The sequence below is a fragment of the Herbaspirillum sp. genome (assembly GCF_035644555.1).
Classification (GTDB): domain Bacteria; phylum Pseudomonadota; class Gammaproteobacteria; order Burkholderiales; family Burkholderiaceae_D; genus Herbaspirillum.
In genome coordinates, this window is sequence record NZ_DASQOH010000070.1 from 106,358 (window position 1) to 122,273 (window position 15,916).

General features: G+C 61.7%; 17 protein-coding genes. 9 read left to right on the forward strand and 8 right to left on the reverse strand.

Annotated features, from left to right (window positions below):
* The first annotated feature begins 1 nt into the window (after position 1).
* The 7 genes from pyk to VE092_RS19445 all read left to right on the forward strand — a co-directional run bounded on the left by pyk (position 2) and on the right by VE092_RS19445 (position 7,379).
* Complete coding sequence (gene pyk, locus VE092_RS19415) at positions 2-1,435, forward strand: pyruvate kinase (protein ID WP_324879631.1); 1,434 nt, start codon at positions 2-4, stop codon at positions 1,433-1,435.
* A gap of 26 nt (positions 1,436-1,461) precedes the next feature.
* Entirely contained in the window at positions 1,462-2,526 is a 1,065-nt protein-coding gene (fba, locus tag VE092_RS19420; protein ID WP_006461735.1) for a class II fructose-bisphosphate aldolase, read from the forward strand.
* A gap of 97 nt (positions 2,527-2,623) precedes the next feature.
* The gene (locus VE092_RS19425; protein WP_324879634.1) at positions 2,624-3,520 is read left to right on the forward strand and encodes a phosphoribosylaminoimidazolesuccinocarboxamide synthase; all 897 of its coding nucleotides are present in this window, start codon (positions 2,624-2,626) and stop codon (positions 3,518-3,520) included.
* 4 nt (positions 3,521-3,524) lie between these two features.
* Entirely contained in the window at positions 3,525-4,022 is a 498-nt protein-coding gene (purE, locus tag VE092_RS19430) for a 5-(carboxyamino)imidazole ribonucleotide mutase (RefSeq protein WP_077237402.1), read from the forward strand.
* Entirely contained in the window at positions 4,019-5,224 is a 1,206-nt protein-coding gene (locus VE092_RS19435) for a 5-(carboxyamino)imidazole ribonucleotide synthase (protein WP_324879636.1), read from the forward strand. The genes purE and VE092_RS19435 overlap by 4 nt, the downstream gene beginning before the upstream one ends.
* 16 nt (positions 5,225-5,240) lie before the next feature.
* Complete coding sequence (locus VE092_RS19440) at positions 5,241-6,293, forward strand: L-threonylcarbamoyladenylate synthase (RefSeq protein ID WP_324879638.1); 1,053 nt, start codon at positions 5,241-5,243, stop codon at positions 6,291-6,293.
* A 360-nt stretch (positions 6,294-6,653) separates the two neighbouring features.
* Complete coding sequence (locus VE092_RS19445) at positions 6,654-7,379, forward strand: OmpW/AlkL family protein (protein WP_324879640.1); 726 nt, start codon at positions 6,654-6,656, stop codon at positions 7,377-7,379.
* 61 nt (positions 7,380-7,440) lie between these two features.
* Here VE092_RS19445 and VE092_RS19450 read toward each other — a convergent pair whose 3' ends face one another.
* Entirely contained in the window at positions 7,441-7,950 is a 510-nt protein-coding gene (locus VE092_RS19450) for a flavin reductase family protein (protein WP_324879642.1), read from the reverse strand.
* 204 nt (positions 7,951-8,154) lie between these two features.
* Here VE092_RS19450 and msrA point away from each other — a divergent pair, with 204 nt between their 5' ends.
* Positions 8,155-8,688 (forward strand): peptide-methionine (S)-S-oxide reductase MsrA, encoded by a 534-nt coding sequence (gene msrA, locus VE092_RS19455; RefSeq protein ID WP_324879644.1) that lies wholly within the window; start codon positions 8,155-8,157, stop codon positions 8,686-8,688.
* 82 nt (positions 8,689-8,770) lie between these two features.
* Here the strand turns inward: msrA and VE092_RS19460 are convergent, their stop codons facing one another.
* From VE092_RS19460 to purB, 6 genes are all read right to left on the reverse strand, one after another.
* The gene (locus VE092_RS19460) at positions 8,771-9,976 is read right to left on the reverse strand and encodes a cyclopropane-fatty-acyl-phospholipid synthase family protein (protein WP_324879646.1); all 1,206 of its coding nucleotides are present in this window, start codon (positions 9,974-9,976) and stop codon (positions 8,771-8,773) included.
* Positions 9,977-10,033: 57 nt separating this feature from the next.
* A complete protein-coding gene (pdxH, locus tag VE092_RS19465; protein WP_324879647.1) occupies positions 10,034-10,669 on the reverse strand; it encodes a pyridoxamine 5'-phosphate oxidase in 636 nt (211 codons plus the stop codon).
* A gap of 213 nt (positions 10,670-10,882) precedes the next feature.
* Positions 10,883-11,455 carry a YceI family protein gene (locus VE092_RS19470; protein ID WP_324879649.1) on the reverse strand — a complete coding sequence of 191 codons (573 nt, stop codon included), beginning with the start codon at positions 11,453-11,455 and terminating at the stop codon, positions 10,883-10,885.
* Positions 11,456-11,548: 93 nt separating this feature from the next.
* Positions 11,549-12,112, reverse strand: a complete 564-nt coding sequence (locus VE092_RS19475) for a YceI family protein (protein WP_324879650.1) — start codon at positions 12,110-12,112, stop codon at positions 11,549-11,551.
* A gap of 58 nt (positions 12,113-12,170) precedes the next feature.
* A complete protein-coding gene (locus VE092_RS19480; RefSeq protein ID WP_324879651.1) occupies positions 12,171-12,695 on the reverse strand; it encodes a cytochrome b in 525 nt (174 codons plus the stop codon).
* A gap of 301 nt (positions 12,696-12,996) precedes the next feature.
* On the reverse strand, positions 12,997-14,364 hold the full coding sequence (purB, locus tag VE092_RS19485) for an adenylosuccinate lyase (RefSeq protein ID WP_324879652.1): 1,368 nt from the start codon (positions 14,362-14,364) through the stop codon (positions 12,997-12,999).
* A 233-nt stretch (positions 14,365-14,597) separates the two neighbouring features.
* Here purB and VE092_RS19490 point away from each other — a divergent pair, with 233 nt between their 5' ends.
* Positions 14,598-15,212, forward strand: coding sequence for a glutathione S-transferase family protein (locus VE092_RS19490; protein ID WP_324879653.1), 615 nt, complete (start codon positions 14,598-14,600; stop codon positions 15,210-15,212).
* A 100-nt stretch (positions 15,213-15,312) separates the two neighbouring features.
* Here the strand turns inward: VE092_RS19490 and bfr are convergent, their stop codons facing one another.
* The gene (gene bfr / locus VE092_RS19495; protein ID WP_180665762.1) at positions 15,313-15,792 is read right to left on the reverse strand and encodes a bacterioferritin; all 480 of its coding nucleotides are present in this window, start codon (positions 15,790-15,792) and stop codon (positions 15,313-15,315) included.
* Positions 15,793-15,916: the final 124 nt, after the last annotated feature.

Here is a 15,916-nt window from a genome sequence, read left to right on the forward strand (position 1 = left end):
CATGTCCAGAGCAACAAAAATCGTCGCCACCATCGGCCCCGCTTCCAGCGATCGCGAGACCCTGACCCGCATGATCCGCGCCGGCGTGGATGTGGTGCGTCTGAACTTCTCGCACGGCAAGCCGCAGGATCACATCGACCGCGCCACCCTGGTGCGTGAGGTGGCCGACGAATGCGGCAAGAAGGTCGCCATCATGGCCGACCTGCAAGGCCCCAAGATCCGCGTCGGCAAGTTCGAGAACGGCAAGATCATGCTGGCCAACGGTGACAAGTTCATCCTCGACGCCGATTGCCAGATGGGCAACCAGGAGCGCGTGGGTCTGGACTACAAGGCACTGCCGCGCGACCTCAAGGGCAATGACGTGCTGCTGTTGAACGATGGCCTGATCGTGCTCAAGGTCGAGCGCGTGATGGGCAATGAAATCCATACCGTAGTCAAGATCGGCGGCGAACTGTCCAACAACAAGGGCATCAACCGCCAGGGGGGCGGTCTGTCTGCGCCCGCCCTGACGGCCAAGGACATGGACGACATCAAGACCGCCATGAGCTTCCAGGCCGACTACGTGGCCGTGTCCTTCCCCAAGAACGCCACCGACATGGAAATGGCGCGCCAGCTGTCCAACGTGGCCGGCGAACCCTTCGGGCACAAGCCGATGATGATCGCCAAGATCGAACGCGCCGAAGCGATCCCGCTGCTGCAGGAAATCCTGGACGCCTCCGACGGCATCATGGTGGCCCGTGGCGACCTGGCCGTGGAAGTGGGCAATGCCGCCGTGCCGGGCCTGCAGAAGCGCATGATCAAGATGGCGCGCGCCTCCAACAAGCTGACCATCACCGCGACCCAGATGATGGAGTCCATGATCGTCAATGCCGTGCCGACCCGCGCGGAAGTCTCCGACGTCGCCAACGCCGTGCTGGATGGAACGGACGCCGTGATGACCTCGGCCGAGACCGCCTCCGGCAAGTACCCGGTGGAAACCGTGGAAGCCATGCATGCCATCTGCCTGGAAGCCGAGCGCTCCGACAATGTGCAGCTGGACGCGGACTTCCTGAACCTGCGCTTCACCCGCGTGGACCAGTCGATCGCCTATGGCGCACTGTTCACTGCGCACCACCTGCGCGTGAAGGCCATTGCAGCGCTTACCGAATCCGGTTCGACTGCCCTGTGGATGAGCCGTCACAACATCGATATCCCGATCTTCGCGATCACCCCCAATGTCGCCACGCGCCGCAAGGCCTCGCTGTTCCGCAACGTGCATACGCTGGAACTGGCCCAGGCGCCCGACACCGAAGCCATGTTGAAGGGCGCCCAGGATCTGCTGCTGGCGCAAGGCGTGGTGCAGAAGGGTGATCTTATCGTCGTGACCTGGGGCGAGCCCATCGGCCAGGTCGGCGGCACCAATGCGCTGAAGATTCTGCGCGTTGGCGAGTACTGATTTTTCATCGTTCTGGAGTTTTCATCATGCCTCTCGTATCCATGCGTCAACTGCTGGACCACGCCGCCGAAAACGGTTACGGCCTGCCGGCCTTCAACGTCAACAACCTGGAGCAGGTCACTGCCATCATGGAAGCCGCCAATGAAGTCGGCGCGCCCGTGATCATGCAAGCCTCTGCCGGTGCCCGCAAATACGCTGGCGAAGCCTTCCTGCGCCACCTGATCTCGGCGGCCGTGGAAGCCTATCCGCACATCCCCGTGGTGATGCACCAGGATCACGGGCAGTCCCCGGCCGTGTGCATGGCCGCCATCAAGTCCGGTTTCTCTTCCGTGATGATGGATGGCTCGCTGGAAGCCGACGGCAAGACGGTGGCCAGCTACGAGTACAACGTCGAAGTCTCGCGCAAGGTGGTCGAGTTCTCGCACGCCATCGGCGTGACCGTCGAAGCCGAACTGGGTGTGCTGGGTTCGCTGGAAACCATGAAGGGTGACAAGGAAGACGGCCACGGCGCCGACGGCACCATGACCCGCGAACAGCTGCTCACCGACGTCAACCAGGCCGCCGACTTCGTCAAGGCCACCCAGTGCGACGCGCTGGCCATTGCCATCGGTACTTCGCACGGTGCCTACAAGTTCTCGCGCAAGCCCACCGGCGACATCCTGGCCATCGACCGCATCAAGGAAATCCACGCCCGCATCCCCAACACCCACCTGGTGATGCACGGTTCCTCGTCCGTGCCGCAGGAACTGCTGGCCGAGATCCGCGAATTCGGCGGCGACATGAAGGAAACCTATGGCGTGCCGGTCGAAGAGATCCAGGAAGGCATCAAGCACGGCGTGCGCAAGATCAACATCGACACCGACATCCGCCTGGCCATGACCGGTGCGATCCGTCGCTACCTGTTCGAGAACCCGTCCAAGTTCGACCCGCGCGACTACCTGAAGCCGGCTCGCGAAGCCGCCAAGCTGGTCTGCAAGGCACGCTTCCTGTCCTTCGGTTGCGAAGGCCAGGCTGGCAAGATCAAGCCGGTCTCGCTGGAAAAGATCGCCGAGAAGTACAAGAGCGGCGAACTGGCGCAGATCGTCCAGTAAGCGCTGAGCAGCGCTGAGCAATCAAGCGCCGGCACTAACCGACCGGAATCGCCCTGAACATGGCGGTTCCGGTTTTTGACTTTACGAAAAGACCATCATGAGCAGTCTGTACAAATCCTCGATCACTTCCCTGCCTTTGCTGGGCACCGGCAAGGTCCGCGAAAACTACGCCGTCGACGACGACAAGCTGTTGATCGTGACCACCGATCGCCTGTCGGCCTTCGATGTCATCATGAACGAACCGATCCCGGGCAAGGGCAAGGTCTTGAACCAGATGAGCGATTTCTGGTTCGAGAAACTCGGCCACATCGTGCCCAACCACCTGACCGGCGTCGATCCGGAATCCGTGGTGAGCCCGGCCGAAGTGGAACAGGTGCGCGGACGCGCCGTGGTGGCCAAGCGCTTGAAGCCCATCCTGGTGGAAGCCGTGGTGCGCGGCTACATCATCGGTTCCGGCTGGAAGGATTACCAGGCCACCGGCGCGATCTGCGGCATCCAGCTGCCGGCCGGCCTGCAACAGGCTTCCAAGCTGGAACAGCCGATCTTCACCCCGGCCGCCAAGGCCGACCTGGGCGAACATGACGAAAACATCAGCTTCGAGGAAACCGAGAAGCGCATCGGCACCGAGCTGGCGCACAAGATCCGCGACGTCGCCATCCAGCTCTACAAGGAAGCCGCCGACTACGCCGCCACCCGCGGCATCATCATCGCCGACACCAAGTTCGAGTTCGGCCTGGATGACAACGGCGTGCTGCACCTGATGGATGAAGTGCTGACCGCCGACTCATCGCGCTTCTGGCCGGCCGACAGCTACCAGGTCGGTATCTCGCCGCCGTCCTTCGACAAGCAGTTCGTGCGCGACTACCTGGAAACCGTCGATGGCTGGCAAAAGACCCCGCCGGCGCCGCCGCTGCCGGCCGACGTCATCGAGAAGACCGGCGCCAAGTACCGCGAAGCGCTCGAACGCCTGACCGGCAACAAGCTGAAGGACTGAGATCATGAGCGATACCGTCAAGCCCCTGGTGGGTGTGGTCATGGGTTCGTCCTCGGACTGGGAGGTGATGCAGAATGCGGTCGCCATCCTGAAGGACTTCGGCGTCCCGTTCGAAGCGCAGGTGATTTCCGCGCACCGCATGCCGGACCAGATGTTTGCCTATGCCGAGAGCGCCCGTGCGCGCGGCCTGCGCGCCATCATCGCCGGTGCCGGTGGTGCTGCCCACCTGCCGGGCATGATCGCCGCCAAGACCATCGTACCGGTGCTGGGCGTGCCGGTGCCGTCCAAGTATCTGCGCGGCGAAGATTCGCTGTTGTCCATCGTGCAGATGCCCAAGGGCATTCCGGTGGCGACCTATGCCATCGGCGAAGCCGGGGCCGCCAATGCGGCGCTGTCGGCCATCGCCATGCTGGCCACCACCGATGCGGCGCTGGCTGAGAAGCTGGAAGCCTTCCGCAAGACCCAGACGCAAGTCGCTCTCGATATGAAGTTGCCTGTATGACCCAGCAGTCCGCACCCTCGCTTAGCCCTGCCATTCCCTCGACTACCCCGGCCACCTGGTTGGGTGTGATGGGAGGCGGCCAGTTGGGGCGCATGTTCGCGCATGCCGCGCAGAGCATGGGCTTCAAGGTCGCCGTGCTGGAAGCCGATGCCGACTGTCCGGCCGGCCAGGTGGCGGACCGCCTGATCAACGCCGCCTACGACAACGGTCCGGCGCTGGCCGAGCTGGGTGCGCTGTGCGCTGCGGTCACCACCGAATTCGAGAATGTCTCGGCCAAGAGCCTGGCGACGCTGGCGGCCCAGACCTTCGTGGCACCGGCGGCCTCGGGCGTGTCGATCGCCCAGGACCGCACGGCCGAGAAGGCTTTCTTCACCGAATGCGGATCGCGTTCCGGCGTGTTGCCGGCCCCGCATTTGGTGATCAATACCGAGGCCGACATCGACGGGCTCGATGCAAACCTGCTGCCTGGCATCCTCAAGACCGCCCGCATGGGCTATGACGGCAAGGGGCAGGTGCGCGTGCGCAGTGTCGAGGAAGTGCGCACTGCCTTCGCCGCCATGAAAGGCGTGACCTGCGTGCTGGAAAAGATGCTGCCGCTGGCCTATGAAGTTTCCGTGCTGGTGGCGCGGGGGCATGATGGCCAGGCCGTGGTCTATCCGATCGCCGAGAACGTGCATCGCGATGGCATCCTCTTCACCACCACCGTCCCCGGTCCCAACATCAAGCCGGATGCCGCCGAGCGCGCGCAGCAGGCAGCGTTGCAGATCATCGGTGCGATGCAGTACGTGGGTGTGTTGTGCATCGAATTCTTCGTGCTGGAAGATGGCGCGCTGGTGGTCAACGAAATGGCGCCGCGTCCGCACAACAGCGGTCACTACACCATCGACGCCTGCGTCACCAGCCAGTTCGAACAGCAGGCCCGTGCCATGGCCCAATTGCCGCTGGGCGATACCCGCCAGCATTCGCCCTCGGTCATGCTCAACATCCTGGGTGACGTCTGGTATGAAGGCGATGGCGACAGCCAGCGCGAACCGGCCTGGGACCAGGTGCTGGCGTTGCCCGGTGCGCACCTGCACCTGTACGGCAAGGCCGAAGCGCGACGTGGTCGCAAGATGGGTCACGTCACCTTCACCGGTGCCACCCTGGAAGGGGCGCAGCGGCAGCTGGCTGCGGCCTGCGGCATTCTGGGCATCCCACTGTAAGCGGCAGGATCAGGCGATGAACGACAAGAGCACATCCCCGGCCCCGCATATCGATGCCGCCGCCGTCATGCAGGCAGCCCGCAGGCTGGAGCAGGGCGGGCTGGTGGCCTTCCCGACCGAGACTGTCTATGGCCTCGGTGGTGATGCCGAAAACCCGGCTGCGATTGCCGCTATCTATGCGGCCAAGGGGCGGCCGGCCAATCATCCAGTGATCGTGCATGTCTCGCCTGAGGCTGACATCGGCTACTGGGCGGCCTCGGTTCCGGTGGAAGCGAGACGCCTGATCGCCTCGTTCTGGCCCGGTCCGCTGACCCTGATCCTGAAGCGCGCCGCGCATATTCCCGATGCCGTCGCCGGCGGCCAGGACTCGGTGGGCCTGCGTTGCCCTTCGCACCCGGTGGCGCAGGCGCTGCTACGTGAATTCCGTGGCGGCAAGGGCGGTATCGCCGGGCCCTCCGCCAACAAGTTCGGTCACGTCAGCCCGACCACGGCGGAACATGTCCGTGAGGAATTCGGCAGCGATGCCGACAGCCTGGTGGATTACGTGCTCGATGGCGGACAGAGCGAAGTCGGCATCGAATCGACCATCGTCGATCTCTCCCGTATCGACACCCATGGCCCGGTGCTGCTGCGCCCCGGCCAGATCAGCGCGGACCGCATCGCTGCCGTGCTGGGCGTACCGCTGGCCACGCCGGATGCCAGTGCACCGCGCGCCTCGGGTACGCTTGATGCCCACTATGCGCCGCATACGCCGGTGGTGCAGGTTGAGCCGGCCCGGCTGCAGGACGTGCTGGCGCGCCTGGCCGCCATCGGCAAGAAGGTGGCCCTGATCGGTCGCGCCCATGGGCAAGCCGGCGCTAGTGTGGCGGTGCTGCGCGCGATGCCGGTTTCGGCCGATGCCTATGCGCACGATCTCTACGCCGCGCTGCGTGACATGGACCACGCCGGTGCTGATCTGATCGTGGTGGAGTCGCTGCCACCGACGCCGGAATGGCAGGGCGTCAACGACCGCCTGCGCCGTGCCGCCTTCGACTCCCAGGGCCTGCTGACGCGCCTGCTCAACGGCTGAGCTGTCGCCTTTTACTGGCAGCTTGCCGTCGGCTTTCCGGCGGCCCTTTCCTGGCGCCCCTTTCGCCCATCTCCCCGCCCGTACTGACCTGCCGGTCAGTACGTGGTTGCCAAATGCCGACAGGGCGCATGAAGGTCTTCACTCCTTCTATACAAAATATGACAAAGCTGGCATAGTATCTCCAAAGAATAGCACGTGCGTTCTTTTTGTTCCGTCAGCGTAAAAGCAGGGTGACAGCCAGTTACGTGGACTTACGCTGAAATAATGAAAAGCGGTGACCAGCCGTGAACACTATCCCGTCAGACGCCAGCCGTCGGGAATAAAAAATCCGGGCCACGCCCGTAACTCTTGGAGACAGCAATGCAAAAACAATCTTCCTTCCTGCCCAAACTCGCCGCGTTGTCCGTGATGGCGGCCTTTGCCGCGCCGGCCATGGCACAGACTGCGGGCAGCAACGTGGTCAACCTGGGCTGGTTCCACCTGGCACCGCAGGATTCGAGTGACAAGCTGCGCCTGGCCTCGGGTGCCCAGGTGCCTAACTCGGGCGCTTCGGTAGGCAATGCCGATACTCTGGGGGTGGCGTTCACACACTTCTTTACCGATAATTTTGCGGTTACTACCGACCTGGGTATTCCCCCGACCTTCAAGCTGACTGGTACTGGTTCGCTGGCAGGCGTGGGCGAGATCGGCAAGGCAAAGCAATGGAGTCCGGCCGTACTGGCCAAGTGGTACTTCGGTGACGGTAACAGCCAGTTCCGCCCCTTCGTCGGTGCTGGTGTGAGCTATGTTTGGTATGACAACGTGGAGTTATCGGACAGCTTCCAGAACACTGTCGCGAGAACCTATAGCTCGCCGGGCGCCAAGTCCACTGCAGATCTCAGTTCCTCTTGGGCACCGGTGTTCAACATCGGCGCTGCTTATAACTTCGATAAGAACTGGTCGGTGAATTTCTCAGTGTCCTACTTGCCATTGAAGACCGATGCCGATATCTCCACCACGTTGGCCAATGGCCGTGTCGTGCATTCTACGACTAGCCTGACGCTCAATCCCATCGTGAGTTTCCTGTCGGTGGGCTACAAGTTCTAACCGGGTCCCGGACGAAAAAAAGCGCCCTCGGGCGCTTTTTTTTCGTCCGTCCAAGGCCAGTTCAGTCTGCGTCGGTTTTGCTGAAGCGGCCGTTGTGGAAGACCAGCGCCGATTGCGGATGGACTTCGCAATGTTCGACCTCGCCGACGAAGATGACATGATCGCCTTCCGGATACTGGCTGCGGTTATGGCATTCGAACCAGGCTGACACACCCTCCAGCACTGGCTGTCCGGTGCGCGAGAGCGTATAGGGCACGCCCTCGAAGCGGTTTTCCATCTTGCTGGCGAACTGCTGCGCCAGATGCGCCTGTTCGGCACCGAGAATGTTGATGACGTAATGCGAATTGCCGGAGAAGACCGGCATGCTGTTGGCGCGCGTGCCCAGGCTCCAGAGCACCAGTGGCGGGTCCAGCGAGACCGAATTGAAGGAGCTGGCGGTCAGGCCCAGCAGGGTGCCGTCGGCCAGGCGGGTGGTAATGACGGTGACGCCGGTGGCGAATTGCGAGAGGGCCTGGCGGAAATGCGCGGCATCGAACTGGCGCGCCTGGGCGCGGGGGAAACGTGTGTGCATCGGGAATATGGTCTGGGTCGAGGCGCCCGGGCCGCATCGTTGCGGTCAGCCCGGCATGGCGCAGATGTGCACATGATAGCGGATACCGCCTGCTTCTGCCGTCATCATGCTGCGCCGCAATCTTGACAATGATTCACCTTGGCCATACATGAAGTGTTCAATTGGAGTAAAGTTTAACGACAAGCAACTCAACGGGAGAACAGCATGGCCACGGAAATTGCACTACTGGGCGGCGGCTGCTTCTGGTGTCTGGAAGCGGTGTACCAGCAGGTCAGGGGTGTGGAATCGGTCGAATCCGGCTATACCGGCGGCAGCGTCGTCGATCCGAGCTATGAACAGGTCTGCGGCGGGCAGACCGGGCATGCGGAGGTGGTCAAACTGGCATTCGATCCGCAGCAGATCAGCTATCGCGAGATCCTGGAGATCTTCTTCACCATCCATGATCCGACTACGCTCAACCGCCAGGGTAATGACGTTGGTACCCAGTATCGTTCGGTGATCTACTACCAGGACGAGGTCCAGCACGAGACGGCCAAGCACATCATGGCCGAGATGGCGCTGGTCTGGGATGCGCCCATCGTGACCGAGCTGTCGCCGCCGCAGCCTTACTACAAGGCCGAGGATTATCATCAGAACTATTTCGTCCAGCATCCGTTCCAGGGGTACTGCGCCTTCGTGGTCGCGCCCAAGGTTGCCAAGCTGCGCGAGGTGTTTGCCGAGAAGAGCAAGCCGGCCTGAGTACCATCTTCGCCGGCAGTGCGCCGGACGACAAAACGGGCATGCCATGGCATGCCCGTTTTGCTTGATGGGGAGGCGAATCTTATTTTTGGTAGATGTACTTGCGCGACCAGGGGAGCGTCTGGGCGCTATTGCCGGCCTTGGTGCAGATGACCTGATAGAGCGAAATCCAGTCGCGTTCGAAGCCATAGGCGCTGCCGGCCAGGTAGACGCGCCAGATGCGGTAATGCTTCTCGTCGGTGACCTTGTGGATGGCTTCGGTATTGGCCTCGAAATTGTCGGCCCAGATGCCACAGGTCCGGGCATAGTGGCGCCGCAGGTTCTCCACGTCGAAGGCTTCCAGTCCGCCCTCCTGCATGGTCTTGAGCACGGTGCTGATATGCGGCAGTTCGCCGGCAGGGAAGACATACTTGTCGATGAATTCGCCGGCGCCATAGGGCGACTCGCCGTTTTCGACATCCGTACTGGTGATGCCGTGGTTCATCGCCATCCCGCCATCGGCCAGCAGCTTGCGGATCTGGGCGAAGTAGCCCGGCAGGTTCTTGATGCCGACGTGCTCGAACATGCCCACCGAGGTGATGCGGTCGAAAGTGCCGGTGACATCGCGGTAGTCCTGCAGACGGATATCGATGCGGTCCGAGAGCCCGGCGGCTTCGACCCGTTCGCGCGCCAGCGCATACTGGTTCTTCGACAGCGTCACGCCCACGCAGCGGGCACCGTACTTCTGCGCCGCCCGCAGCACCAGTGCACCCCAGCCACAGCCGATATCGAGCAGGGTCTGGCCGGGCTTGAGCTGGATCTTTTCCAGGATGTGGTCGATCTTCTTCAGCTGGGCGCTGCCCAGGTCCTCATCGCCGTTCTCGAAGTAGGCGCAGGAGTAGACCATGTTCTCGTCGAGGAACAGCTTGTAGAAGTCGTTGGAGACGTCGTAGTGGTACTGGATGGCTTCGGCGTCGCGCTTCTTGGTGTGCGTCACGCTGCGCACCATGCGGCCCAGACGGCCTTCGGCCTTGAGGGTGTTGGCGGCCAGGGCATTGGCCACGTTGATGATGTTCTTGACCTTGCCCTCGACTTCGATCTTGCCCTCGACGTAGGCTTCGCCGAGGTTGGAGAGAGAGGGCGTCAAGAGTGAGGTGATGGCCGATGCATGCGGGACTTTCAGGGTGACTTCCGGCGCGCCGGTACCGAAGTCGTACTGCTGTCCGTTCCACAGCACCAGCCGCAGGGGCAGGGCGGATACGTTGCGGATGTTTTCCACCCAGGCGTCAAGCTTCTTTTCCCAAAACACGATTTTCCTCCGCGTCAGTGATGAATGCTTCGAGCCCTGCCAGGCGTACTGCTTCTTTCAGGGCTGCAGGCGCTGCCGCTGCCATTGCCCGTCGGCATCGCGCGTGTAGAGCACGCGGTCGTGCATACGGGAGGGGCGGCCTTGCCAAAATTCGATGCGATCGGGAATGACACGGTAGCCGCCCCAGTTCTCTGGACGGGATGGATGCTCCCCGAATTGTTGCTTGGTCGTTTCGTACTGCTGTTCCAGCGTCTCGCGGTCGGCCACACTGCGGCTCTGCTGCGAGGCAATCGCACCGAGCTGGCTGGCCAGCGGGCGACTGTAGAAATAGGCGTCACTTTCTTCCCGGCTGACGCGCTCGATCTTTCCTTCGATACGAACCTGACGCTCCAGTTCTACCCAATGGAACAACAAGGCCACATAGGGCCGGGCGGCGACATCGACGCCCTTGCGGCTGTCGTAGTTGGTAAACCAGGTAAAGCCCTGCTGATCGAACTGCTTGATCAGCACGATGCGCGAAGACGGGCGTCCATCGGCCCCGACCGTGGCCACGCTCATGGCATTGGGCTCGGGGATCTGCGCCCGGGTCGCTTCGTCGAACCAGATCGCGAACTGGTCGATGGGGTCGGCGGCGACGTCGAGCTCGGACAGGCTGGCACGGCTGTAGTCTTTACGTAGGTCTGCTAACGACATGCTACTTGCTCCTTGGGGAACGGCGCTTAGATTAGCGCGTTTTAAAAAGTTTTGCAGGGCAGCAAAACGGCGAATGCGAGCCATTGTGCGGCGTTGCGGCGGATTGCTCCATGATCGCAAGCAAGTCGCGCCAACAAAAAAGCCGATGCATTATCGCATCGGCTTTCATTTGTTTCCTGTCGCAGAGCTTCAGCTCTGCAATGGAAAAGCGAATCAGTTGGTCTTGATCGCTTCGACCTGGATGGCCAGCTTGGTCTCGGTGGAGAAGCCATACTTGGCGCCGTAGTCGATACCGAAGTCGGCACGATTGAAGGTGGCCGAGGCGTCGCCGCCGCAGACTTCACGCTTGAGCATCGGGTGCTGGATGCAGGTGAACTTGTTCAGGGTCAGGGTGACCGGCTTGGTGACGCCGTGCAGGGTCAGGTTGCCTTCCACGCTGGCCGGCTTGTCGCCGTTGAACTTGATCGTGCCCTTGTACTCGGCGGTCGGATACTTGGCGACGTCGAACATATCGGCGCTCTTGGCGTGGTCGTTCATCTTGCTCATGCCGAAGTCGATCGAGGCGGTGTCGACGATGATGTCGACGGTTCCGGTCTTGGCAGCGCGATCCAGGGTCACAGTGCCGCTGGTCTTGTCGAACTTGCCGCGCCAGATCGACACGCCCATGTGATCAGCTTCGAAGCTGGGATAGGTGTGGCTGGGATCGATGCTGTAGGTGTCGGCAGCGTTGGCGGAAACGGCGGCGCCAGCGGCGACCAGGGCGAGCAGGAGGTGGTTCAGTTTCATGTGATTCGATTCCTTGTTGAGAGAAAAAAGCGCTGGGAGAAGCCCGCTGCGAGGCGGTGCGACATGGCGCGGAACTGCTGTTTTATTGTTGGATTACTGGGCGACGATGTGGAACTTGATAGTGACTTCGTCGGCCACCATGCCGGTGTCCTTCCACTCGCCTTCACCGATGTTGTAGGTCAGGCGCTTGATGGGCAGGGTACCGTCGAAGACCTGGGCGGCGCCGTCCTTCTTCACGGTCAGCGGGAAGGAGACGTCGGTGCTCTTGCCCTTGATGGTCAGCTTGCCGGCGACGTCGAACTTGCCGCTGCCGGCCGGCTTGATGCTGCTGGTCACGAAGGTGGCCTTGGGGAACTGGGCGGCGTTGAACCATTCCTTCTTCAGCACTTCCTTGTTGTATTCAGGTTCGCCCAGGTCGAAGCTGGCGACGTCGATCTCAACCGTGGCCTTGCCCTGCTCTGGCTTGGCCGCATCGAAATCGATGGTGGCATTGAATTTCTTGAACTTGGCATCGACCGGCACGTTGAGCTGCTTGAAGGTGGCGGTCACCGCACTTTTGGCAGGATCTACCTTCAGCGGGGCCGCTTGGGCAGCCAATGTGAAGGAAGCGGCAGCCAGGGCCAGCAGGGAGGGGCGGATGAAGCGGGAGAAGGTCATGTGAGGGTCCGTGTAAAAACGAGCAGGATATGAAGAATCAGTCAATGCGGGTGCCGCCTCACGGCAGCATGCGCTTGAAGATATTGTCGCGATCGATGAACTGGTGCTTCAGGGCCGCCAGCACGTGCAGGGCAAAGGCAGCCAGCAGGGCCATGTTGAGCCAGTAGTGGGTGGCCTTGAGCAGCGGCTTGAGTTCCGGATTGGGTGCGATCAGCACCGGCAGCGGCACCACGCCCAGGTAGACCACCGGCACACCGGCGGCCAGGCTGTAGAAGTAACCGGAGACCGGGATGGCGAACATCAGCAGGTACAGGCCCAGATGCAAGCCGTGGGCGGCCGACTGTTGCCATTGCGGCATGTTGCGCGGATAGGCCGGTGCCTGGTGCGTGAGGCGCCACAGCAGCCGTATGCAGACCAGGGCCAGCACGGTCACGCCCAGCCACTTGTGCCAGGAAAAATACTTCAGCTTGGTCGGGGTCAGGCCGGGGATGTCGACCATGGTCAGGCCCAGACCAAAGGCGGCGATGATCAGGAGGGCAATCAGCCAGTGCAACAGCACGGCGGGTTTGGTATAGCGATCCATAGGGTAGGCAGGTTGGGTGGCGGTTGGAGCGGCTGGCTCTGCAATGGTTCTGCGGAGCGGGCAGGCCGGACTTGCGACGGGGAAGCGTACGACATTCCCGGCGGCAAGGAATGATGCCACTCTTTGAGACCGTGATGAGTATAAAGAGCTTTGGCTACTCGCATTACTGCTCGAAATGGCACTTCACCCATCCGGTTTTGGGAGTAATCCATCAAGTTATTCGGATTTTCGGCGGTGTAAATGAAAAATGGCGCACATTGCTGTGCGCCACTTCGCGAGCGGAAAACTGCGGCCGGTGGAATCAGACCTGCTTGGCCAGTGCCACGGCGGTGCCGATGTAATTGGCCGGGGTCATGGCCAGCAGATGGTCCTTGGCCTCTTGAGGGATGGCCAAACCGTTGATGAAGTCACGCAGGGCATCCTTGGAAATGCCCTTGCCGCGGGTCAGTTCCTTCAGTTGCTCGTACGGATTTTCGATGCCGTAGCGGCGCATGACGGTCTGCACCGGCTCGGCCAGCACTTCCCAGGTGGCATCGAGGTCGTCGGCCAGGCGCTGCGGGTTCACTTCCAGCTTGTTCAGGCCGCGCAGGCAGCTGTCATAGGCCAGCAGGGTATAGCCGAAGCCCACACCGATGTTGCGCAGCACGGTGGAGTCGGTCAGGTCGCGCTGCCAGCGCGAGACCGGCAGCTTTTCGGCCAGATGCTTCAGCACGGCGTTGGCCATGCCCAGGTTGCCTTCGGAGTTTTCGAAATCGATCGGGTTGACCTTGTGCGGCATGGTCGAGGATCCGATTTCGCCGGCCTTGGTGCGCTGCTTGAAGTAGCCCAGGGAGATGTAGCCCCAGATGTCGCGGTTCAGGTCCAGCAGGATGGTGTTGGTACGGGCCACGGCATCGAACAGCTCGGCCATGTAGTCGTGCGGTTCGATCTGGATGGTGTAGGGATTGAACACCAGGCCCAGGCGTTGTTCCACCACCTGCTTGGAGAAGGCGGCCCAGTCGGTCTTAGGATAGGCCGACAGGTGGGCATTGTAGTTGCCCACGGCGCCGTTCATCTTGCCCAGGATCTCGACGGCGGCAATGCGCTTGGCAGCGCGTTGCAGGCGCGCCACGACATTGGCCATTTCCTTGCCCAGGGTGGTCGGGCTGGCCGGCTGGCCGTGGGTGCGCGAGAGCATCGGCACGGCGGCGTGTTCGTGGGCCAGCTCGGTCAGCTTGGCGACGAGCGATTGCAGCGAGGGCAGCAGCACGGTGTCGCGCGCGGCCTTCAACATCATGCCGTGCGAGGTGTTGTTGATGTCTTCGGAGGTGCAGGCGAAGTGAATGAATTCGGAGGCGGCCACCAGTTCGGGCACATCCTTCACTTTTTCCTTGAGCCAGTATTCGACCGCCTTGACGTCATGGTTGGTGACGGCTTCGATTTCCTTGATGCGGGCGGCATCGGCTTCGGTGAAGTCGGCGGCCAGCTTGTCCAGTAGCGCGCGGGCATTGGCCGAGAACGGCTTGATCTCGGCGAAACCGGCTTCGGAGAGGGCTTGCAGCCAGGCAATCTCGACCTTCACGCGATGGTGCATGAAGCCCGCTTCGGACAGCAGCGGGCGCAGTTTATCGGTCTTGGAGGCATAGCGGCCGTCCAGCGGGGACAGGGCCGAGAGAGCAGAGAGGGACATGATGGAAACGGAAGAGATGCGTTGACTGAAGATTGGCGAGTTTTCGAAGGCATTTGCCTAAAAACCCGAATCGCCCGAGGCCGGCATTTTACCATCCACGCGCTGGCTGGCCCAGTTTTCCAGCTGGCGCGCGTTGTTGGCAGACCGTTGCTTTCCGTTCCTGGCGTTGCTCTTCACGATTTTGCTGGGAAATGCGAATGTTATAATCGATTCAGACAATTACTCCACTTGCTATGCTAAAACTCATCGGCTCCAATGCCAGTCCCTTCGTGCGCAAGGTGCGCGTCGTGATGGCCGAAAAAAAGATCGATTACGAATTCATCCTGGAAGATGTCTGGAGCGCATCGACCACCATCCAAGAGAGCAATCCGCTGGGCAAGGTGCCTTGCCTGCTGATGGATGACGGTGGCGCCATGTTCGACTCCCGCGTGATCGTCGAGTATCTCGATACCCTCACCCCGGTCGGCAAGCTGCTGCCTCCCAACGGCCGTGAACGTGCCGAGATCAAGTGCTGGGAAGCCCTGGCCGACGGCATGCTGGACGCCGCCGTGCTGGTGCGCCTGGAGAAGACCATGCGTCCCACCAAGCAGCAGAGCCCGGAATGGATCAAGCGCCAGTGGAGCAAGGTCGAGGCTTCGCTCAAGGCGATGGCCGATGGCCTGGGCGAAAAGCCCTTCTGCGTGGGCAATCACTACACCCTGGCCGACGTGGCGGTGTGCTGTGCACTGGGTTGGTTGAGCTTCCGTTTCCCGGACCAGGCCTGGCGCGATGACTATCCGCAGCTGGCGCGCCTGTTCGACAAGGTGTCGGAGCGGGTGTCGTTCAAGGATACGGTGCCGCACCTCTGAGGCTGTCCCTGCTGTAGGGAAAAGGTCCACAGAACAAGGTCAACAAAAAAGCGCGCTCAACCGAGCGCGCTTTTTGTTTGTCTGCCTGGGCAGCGCAGCTTCATTCGCTGGCCGGCGACATCTGGCTCTGGAGGTAATTCTGGAGGCCGACCTTGTCGATCAGGTCCAGCTGGGTTTCCAGCCAGTCGATGTGTTCTTCGGTATCGTCCAGGATCATCTGGAACAGCTCACGGGAGACATAGTCGCCATGCTGCTCGCAGGTGGCGATGCCTTCCTTGACGGTCTTGTGGGCGGCCTGTTCCAGCTTCAGGTCGCATTGCAGCATCTCCGGCGTGTTCTCGCCGATCATCAGCTTGTGCAGTGCCTGCAGGTTGGGCAGACCATCCAGCATCAGGATGCGGTCGATCAGCTTGTCGGCATGCTTCATTTCGCCGATGGATTCGGCATATTCCTTGGCGCCGATCTTGTCCAGGCCCCAGTGCTTGTACATGCGGGCATGCAGGAAATACTGGTTGATGGCGGTGAGTTCGTTGGTCAGCTGGGCGTTGAGCAACTTGATGACTGCGGGATCGCCTTTCATGGGCACCTCGAAAAAATGGGGATTGAAGGGGGAGCCGCGTTAGCTGGGGGGCGGATGGCTGCCTGGCCACGGCATTGACGGACGGATCATAGCGCAGGCGTTTCCAATGTTCATCATAAATTAG

Coding starts and splice junctions, on each gene's coding strand:
- pyk (WP_324879631.1), top strand. CDS start 2: ATGTCCAGAGCAACAAAAATCGTCGCCACCATCGGCCCCGCTTCCAGC.
- fba (WP_006461735.1), top strand. CDS start 1,462: ATGCCTCTCGTATCCATGCGTCAACTGCTGGACCACGCCGCCGAAAAC.
- VE092_RS19425 (WP_324879634.1), top strand. CDS start 2,624: ATGAGCAGTCTGTACAAATCCTCGATCACTTCCCTGCCTTTGCTGGGC.
- purE (WP_077237402.1), top strand. CDS start 3,525: ATGAGCGATACCGTCAAGCCCCTGGTGGGTGTGGTCATGGGTTCGTCC.
- VE092_RS19435 (WP_324879636.1), top strand. CDS start 4,019: ATGACCCAGCAGTCCGCACCCTCGCTTAGCCCTGCCATTCCCTCGACT.
- VE092_RS19440 (WP_324879638.1), top strand. CDS start 5,241: ATGAACGACAAGAGCACATCCCCGGCCCCGCATATCGATGCCGCCGCC.
- VE092_RS19445 (WP_324879640.1), top strand. CDS start 6,654: ATGCAAAAACAATCTTCCTTCCTGCCCAAACTCGCCGCGTTGTCCGTG.
- VE092_RS19450 (WP_324879642.1), bottom strand. CDS start 7,950: ATGCACACACGTTTCCCCCGCGCCCAGGCGCGCCAGTTCGATGCCGCG.
- msrA (WP_324879644.1), top strand. CDS start 8,155: ATGGCCACGGAAATTGCACTACTGGGCGGCGGCTGCTTCTGGTGTCTG.
- pdxH (WP_324879647.1), bottom strand. CDS start 10,669: ATGTCGTTAGCAGACCTACGTAAAGACTACAGCCGTGCCAGCCTGTCC.
- VE092_RS19470 (WP_324879649.1), bottom strand. CDS start 11,455: ATGAAACTGAACCACCTCCTGCTCGCCCTGGTCGCCGCTGGCGCCGCC.
- VE092_RS19475 (WP_324879650.1), bottom strand. CDS start 12,112: ATGACCTTCTCCCGCTTCATCCGCCCCTCCCTGCTGGCCCTGGCTGCC.
- VE092_RS19480 (WP_324879651.1), bottom strand. CDS start 12,695: ATGGATCGCTATACCAAACCCGCCGTGCTGTTGCACTGGCTGATTGCC.
- purB (WP_324879652.1), bottom strand. CDS start 14,364: ATGTCCCTCTCTGCTCTCTCGGCCCTGTCCCCGCTGGACGGCCGCTAT.
- VE092_RS19490 (WP_324879653.1), top strand. CDS start 14,598: ATGCTAAAACTCATCGGCTCCAATGCCAGTCCCTTCGTGCGCAAGGTG.
- bfr (WP_180665762.1), bottom strand. CDS start 15,792: ATGAAAGGCGATCCCGCAGTCATCAAGTTGCTCAACGCCCAGCTGACC.